The organism is Synechococcus lacustris str. Tous, assembly GCF_003011125.1.
Taxonomy (GTDB): Bacteria; Cyanobacteriota; Cyanobacteriia; order PCC-6307; family Cyanobiaceae; genus Synechococcus_D; species Synechococcus_D lacustris.
Window position 1 is genome coordinate 1 of record NZ_PXVC01000161.1, and the last position, 1,893, is coordinate 1,893.

The following is a 1,893-nucleotide window of genomic DNA, read 5'->3' on the forward strand; positions in this document are numbered from 1 at the left end:
AGCCAAAATTCGCTTGCCACACCAAGGGCAAAGCCAAACGCTCCGCTGCTAACAGCACCGCCGCAGGGGCCACATCGGCAAGCACCACAGCTTTTTCACCTGGTAAAAGCATGGCTGAAATGGCTTGCGCCTCCAGTTCAACTTGGTTTGCAAGCAAGGGCTCCAATGCCTCAAGGGCCTGCAGGGTTGCAGCGGGATCGCTGCCAAGGGCATCTGCCTGAATTACACCAACATCCCAGCAACAGTTGCGCTGTTGATGGGGAATGGCCGCAAATGCCTGCTTTAGAAATGCCTCGGGCAGCGGCGTTGAAAGCAGAAAACGGCATTGGGGTTCAAGCCGATGCAGAGCGCCCAAGAGGGCGGCAACCCTGGAACCATGGCCAAAGCCATGRCCACTAATGCAGGCAATGATCAACATGAGCCGATGCCCACCAAGGGGAGGCAATGTTCTTCAAAAAGGCTGCCATCGGCTTTGTACCAACGGTGAGAAGCAAGTAAAACCTCCCCCTCATCACTTAATTCAACCCAACTGAAATGCCGCAGCGGACCGTTCTCATCGCATTGGCGGTGGCGTGGAACACAGGCTGCATTCAGATAAATGGTTCCCTGGCGATCGCGATGCAAAGTGCGGCGATTGCCGGCCCCCCGCCGCAAGCGATGGTGCATGTGACCAAAAACCACCAAGGGAATTGGCCGCTGCTTGCGAATGCGCAAGATTGCTTCCTGCAGGTCTTGATCGCCCCAATCACAGGCAGGGGGCTTCCAATCCTTACCGCAGGGATCAGCGGCAGCACTACCTAAACCACTTGGTCCTGCATGGGAGAGCAGCACAAGGGGAAATTCAATGGGCGCGCTTAARGCCGCTTTGGTGATGCGATCAGCTGAATCAAAAAGATTCATCATTCCCCAGTGGGATTTAACKGCTTGAGAGAGATGAAATCCCCCACCCGCACTGCCGGGGCGGCCGCCCACCACCGCCAAACCAGGCGGRTTCAGAAGTCGCAAACTCCAACCGCAATGCAAGGCACCRAGGGCTTGCTCCATGCGWCCMARGGTGCGGCCTGAACTGTCTTTGGCTGCATCGTGGTTGCCRAGAACACAGGCCACAGGCAGGCTCAATTTGCGTAAACGCAATGGCAGGCGCACATCWCCGTCTGCCAGATCGCCCACCACCARAAGGGCATCAGGGGCAAGYTTGGCCAACACCCCATCGTCATGGTGGTCCCACTGGCCATGGAGATCTCCGGCTATGGCCAGTTGCAGCACAACTACTCCCTTGTAACTTTCTAGGCTGCACACATCCTCCCTCGGCAGCCTCTCGCGTGTTCGTAAGCAGCAGCCCCATCAGCGAGCAAATAGAGCGAATTGCGGCCTTAAAGCAGCAGCGCAATGCTGTGATCCTTGCCCACTACTACCAAGAGGGMGAAATCCAAGATGTGGCTGATTTCATTGGCGACTCCCTAGAGCTCTCCCGCAAAGCTGCTGCCACCACTGCAGATGTGATTGTTTTTTGCGGTGTGCACTTCATGGCTGAAACGGCAAAAATTCTTAGCCCCAACAAAATAGTGTTGCTGCCCGACCTAAACGCAGGCTGCTCCCTAGCTGACGGCTGCACCCCTGAACAATTTGGCCAATTTCGGGCCCAATACCAAAATCATGTGGTGATTAGCTACATAAACTGCTCGGCAGCAATCAAAGCCCAAAGCGACCTGATTTGTACCAGTAGCAATGCCGTTGCAATGGTGGAATCGGTTCCCAAAGGCAGGGGAATCGTGTTTGCACCAGATCAAAATTTAGGCCGGTGGGTAGAGAAACAAACAGATCGCGAGCTTGTGCTTTGGCCAGGCAGCTGCGTAGTGCATGAAACATTCAGCGAAGAAGCGGTTTTAAAGC

2 protein-coding genes and 1 pseudogene are annotated in these 1,893 nt (G+C 55.2%); 1 reads left to right on the forward strand and 2 read right to left on the reverse strand.

Annotated features, from left to right (window positions below):
• Positions 1-418, reverse strand: a pseudogene (locus C7K08_RS13805) (hypothetical protein); the annotation flags it as partial.
• On the reverse strand, positions 412-1,299 hold the full coding sequence (locus C7K08_RS13810) for a TIGR04168 family protein (protein ID WP_241537279.1): 888 nt from the start codon (positions 1,297-1,299) through the stop codon (positions 412-414). The pseudogene C7K08_RS13805 and the gene C7K08_RS13810, both read right to left, overlap by 7 nt.
• A 23-nt stretch (positions 1,300-1,322) precedes the next feature.
• Between C7K08_RS13810 and nadA the strand changes: the two genes are divergently transcribed.
• The coding region (nadA, locus tag C7K08_RS13815) for a quinolinate synthase NadA (RefSeq protein ID WP_193464841.1) at positions 1,323-1,893 on the forward strand (571 nt) is incomplete at its 3' end.